This is a genomic window from uncultured Boseongicola sp., from assembly GCF_937988555.1.
Classification (GTDB): Bacteria; Pseudomonadota; Alphaproteobacteria; order Rhodobacterales; family Rhodobacteraceae; genus Boseongicola.
The window spans coordinates 1-3,795 of record NZ_CALJXO010000174.1 but is presented as its reverse complement, the minus strand read 5'-3'; the positions used below and the strand labels follow the sequence as shown (position 1 = coordinate 3,795).

The 3,795-nt window shown below is 53.4% G+C and carries 4 protein-coding genes; 2 read left to right on the top strand and 2 right to left on the bottom strand.

Features of this window, described 5'->3' with window-relative positions; translation table 11 throughout:
• Positions 1 to 339: 339 nt before the first annotated feature.
• Positions 340 to 768, bottom strand: a complete 429-nt coding sequence (locus tag Q1B15_RS09515; protein WP_299753354.1) for a DUF6647 family protein — start codon at positions 766 to 768, stop codon at positions 340 to 342.
• Between the two features lie 27 nt (positions 769 to 795).
• On the opposite strand from Q1B15_RS09515, the gene Q1B15_RS09510 reads away from it, so the two are divergent.
• Positions 796 to 1,068 carry a hypothetical protein gene (locus tag Q1B15_RS09510; protein WP_299753352.1) on the top strand — a complete coding sequence of 91 codons (273 nt, stop codon included), beginning with the start codon at positions 796 to 798 and terminating at the stop codon, positions 1,066 to 1,068.
• A 3-nt stretch (positions 1,069 to 1,071) separates the two neighbouring features.
• Positions 1,072 to 3,030 (top strand): BTAD domain-containing putative transcriptional regulator, encoded by a 1,959-nt coding sequence (locus Q1B15_RS09505; protein WP_299753350.1) that lies wholly within the window; start codon positions 1,072 to 1,074, stop codon positions 3,028 to 3,030.
• A 233-nt stretch (positions 3,031 to 3,263) separates the two neighbouring features.
• On the opposite strand, the gene Q1B15_RS09500 is transcribed toward Q1B15_RS09505, so the two are convergent.
• Positions 3,264 to 3,795 (bottom strand): tetratricopeptide repeat protein (locus tag Q1B15_RS09500; protein ID WP_299753348.1); only part of this gene is annotated, 532 nt, incomplete at its 5' end.

Below are 3,795 nucleotides of genomic sequence, written 5' to 3'. Positions count from 1 at the left end.
TGCCAAACGATCTCGCCCCGACCAACATGAACGGCCCTAACCGGACTTTGGCCGCTCCATACAACGCTGCGGTGCAGCTTTCGCATTGCGGCCATTCGTGCATGGCGCAGCATTTTTGTCGGCTAAAACGTCGGTGTGCGGGACGAAGCCGCCATTCGCCGCTACGCAGAAACCCGACAAAGCTCTCGATTTTTGCCAGAGGCAAGTCACTAGTCCGACGGAAACCATTATATTGGTGCAGGCGTGCAGTTATTGTTCGCGACAGTTGCTAAACCGCGGCCTCCCGCGAAACAGTGCGCTTTTTGCCTTATGTCGCGCTGTCTGCGAAGCGAGTTTCGCTTACTGTAGGATCAGCTCGGGGTGATACGCTTGGGCGCAGGAGCCTTGCAGCATTCCAAAAATCTCCATTTCAAACGCATCCTCGGTTAGGCCTCGGGCCTTTAGATAGCTCGCTTGCACTCGGTACGCCTCGCCCTCAAGCCAACCAGGGCATGGCGCGCGCTGTGCCGCGCCGGATACCACCTGATGGGCATGAACCAGCTCGTGTACAATGTAGCTTTGACCCAGGATACTAGTGACTTCAACTTCTGGGCCGATCAGAACTTCCGCATCCATGGGCACATACATCGCGAATGGTTGCTCTTGGGCATAGCTTGCATTCAGTCCCAGAAATCCACGAAGTGCTGAGTTTGTGGTCGAACGTACCCGCGGACAATCCGATAGAGGAAGATAACCTGTCTCGCTCGACACAAACGTCACGAGTTTCATCAACGCGGTACAATTGGAACTACTCCGATGCGAATCATCGGCTGCAAAAGCTGGTTGAATGAACGAGAAGAATGCACCACCCGCTACGAGCAGCAAAGCGAAAGCGAAAGATTTCATGCCGGATATTCCGTTGTTCTAAGAGATGCGCGTTCTCCAGCAATGCAGCTCTGCCGTTACAACCGCGTCACAACTTTTGCCCTGAACAGGATCGTTGGCGTTAATTCGTCGTTACAAATCGCTAAGGTGGACCCGGCTAAAGCAACGATGAGCTGTGATTTACATCCGAACTGGTTATGGTGACCAATGGTACCGCTACGTCTCAACTTGTTTGGTGGATTCGCTGCCTACGCGGGCGCATCAAATGATCAATTCGTTTTGCCGCGGAGAAAAGCAGCAGCGCTGCTCGCTGTCTTGGCGTCTTCCGCCGGTCGTGAACGATCACGTGAAGAGCTTGCAGACCTGTTATGGGGCCGCATGGGAGAGCAAGGCGCCCTGAACAATCTGAGACAATCTCTATTTGCGATCCGTCATATGTTGCCTGATGTCGATGGATTGGTGGCTACGTCCACCACGCTCCTGCTTGATCCCATGCGGGTTCAAATTGACGCCCGAGAATTCGAACTGAAAAGTGCCGAGGGAACTCTACCAGCACTTGAACGCGCTGCGGAGCTTTACGTTGGCGATTTTCTTCAAGGCTTTAGTTTGCGTGAAGAACCATTTGAACAATGGCGAGCTAGAGAGAAGCAACGCCTACAGGACATTTGTCTTTCAGTTTTTGAGAGACTGATGGACAAATACATAGCGGTTGAGCGCTATCGGAATGCAGTTCAAATTGCAGACAGGTCGCTTGCCGTTGATCCGTTGCACGAGGTTGCCCAACAAACACTTATTAGGGCGGACATCGCGGCAGGTAGGAACGGACTTGCCCGCCGACGGTATGATGAATTTTCTGACTTGCTGGCCAAAGAACTTGGTGTCAATCCAAGTGCCGAAACACAGAGCATACTACCTTCTGTGTCGGGATTGCGACGCAATACACTAGCCCATCGCGATAACGCCATCGCCACGCCAACGATCAATGTAGGATTTGCCAGTTCGCCAATTGTGGCGGTCCTGCCTTTTGATAATATGGGCATGAACTCCCAGAGTTTTGCAGACACCCTGACACCTAAGTTAATCGCGGTTCTTGCCTCGGCTTTGCCCCTTAAAATCGTGGATCACCATTCAATCTCTGCAGCAACGGCAAAGAACACTCCGACTTCTGAATTGGCGATTTCTTTTGGCGCCAGCTACGCGATTGAGGGCAGCGTTCGGTTGTGGAACAATTGTTGGCGCGCTGATTTCAGTCTCGTTGATGTTCTGACCGGCCGTCATCTATTTCCAGATTCATGTGAGGTTGCAGGTGCCGGTTTGTTCCAGTCGGCTGACCAGATTGCATACCAGATTGCAGCCAAGGTGAGCTTTCAAATTGAGGTGGCCGAACGGGGTAAGGCGCCAACCAAGGCCACCATATCTCCAAGTGCCTGGTATAATTACAATCGCGGGATGGCGCTGTTGGATCTTCTTTCGCACACAGACATCCTACCAGCACAGCGCTGCTTTTTGGACGCGCTCGAGATAGAACCAAACAACGCCCGTATTCTCGCCGGATATTCACAGGCTGTGCTGCAGGAAGGAATATGCCTTGTGGGGCGAAGCCGCGAGGAAACCTTTTCTGAAGGCCTGGAGCTAGCTCACCGGGCTTATGCACTCAATCGCAACGACCCTTTTGTCAATTGGACGCTTGGTAAAGCATACCAGCGGGCGGAGCGCTTGGACTTGGCGATGGAAGCGTTGCAGCGGGCTTTGAAGGTCGTTCCAAACAATCCTGAGATTGGGGCAACTATGGGCAATCTTCTAGGATTTATGGGAATGCCGGAAAAGGGCATTCCTATTTTAGTCACCAGCCTTAGCTCCACTGACGTCTATGCAGTAAATATTGCTCGATCCCACCTACAGACGGGGAATTATTTGGTGGCACGTGATTGGTGTGAGCGCGTCATCCAACTACAGCCCTACAATTCGTGGGCCTACCTTCTATTAGGTTCGGCGCGCGGCCACCTTGGTCAAACGGACAAGGGATATGCTGCGTTGTTAGATTGTGAAAAGACACACCCCGGACGAGTAGAAGCTGAATTTTCTATCAAACCAACCCAATACGCGGACCCTCGCGAACACGATCACATTCTTGATGGGCTGCAGAAGGTTGGTTGGCAACCGTGAGGCCACACCGCAGCGAAATACTCAACAGAAGAAATGATCGCTTGAGGTTACAAAAAGACTTCACCCATCCCCAAAATATCCAAGCAGCGACGTTACCAAACCGGTAACTAAGGGCTCCTTGCTGCCGTTAGCCGCATCGCAGCGATCCTGCCAAACGATCTCGCCCCGGCCAACATGAACGGCCCTAAGCGGACCTTGGTGGACGGCGCAGCGAATGGCGGCATAACCGCTGATTATTCCGACAAGCCAGCAAGCTTCAACATCGACAAAAATCGTTGGCGCTCCTCGTCGATAACATATGGGAGAACGCTGCCCGCAAAACTGATCGTGAATTTTGGGTTTGCCTGCTCTACTTCCCGGGCAGTTGCCTGGGCTTCGTCCAATTGTCCGTTCGCGGCATAACATGCGGCGGCCAGTGCCAGTGCATTCGGATGGTTGGGCTGCGCAGAGCGTACGCGTTCCAGATGCGGGACGGCTTCGGAATATCGCGCCAGGTTGAATAGAGCACGGCCATAGAAAATGTGGTAGGTGATAGGGAAATGCGGATTGAGCTGCATCGCCATGCCAAGCTCAGACAGAGCAGTCTCGGATTGACCTGCGTAAGTCATAGAAAACGCCCTTAGGCTTCTGTAATAGAAGCTGCCCGGGTTGAGTGCCACCGCCCGGTCGAGTTCGGCGAGCGCCCGGTCAGGAGCACGGTCAAACCACTGGTACACCCACCCCATCACCGTATGCGCCCACGGCTCACGGTCGTCGGCGGCGACT

Bases quoted from the DNA above. Each gene is read 5' to 3' on its own strand.
- Q1B15_RS09515 (WP_299753354.1), bottom strand. From the start codon at position 768: ATGAAACTCGTGACGTTTGTGTCGAGCGAGACAGGTTATCTTCCTCTA.
- Q1B15_RS09505 (WP_299753350.1), top strand. From the start codon at position 1,072: ATGGTACCGCTACGTCTCAACTTGTTTGGTGGATTCGCTGCCTACGCG.
- Q1B15_RS09510 (WP_299753352.1), top strand. From the start codon at position 796: ATGCGAATCATCGGCTGCAAAAGCTGGTTGAATGAACGAGAAGAATGC.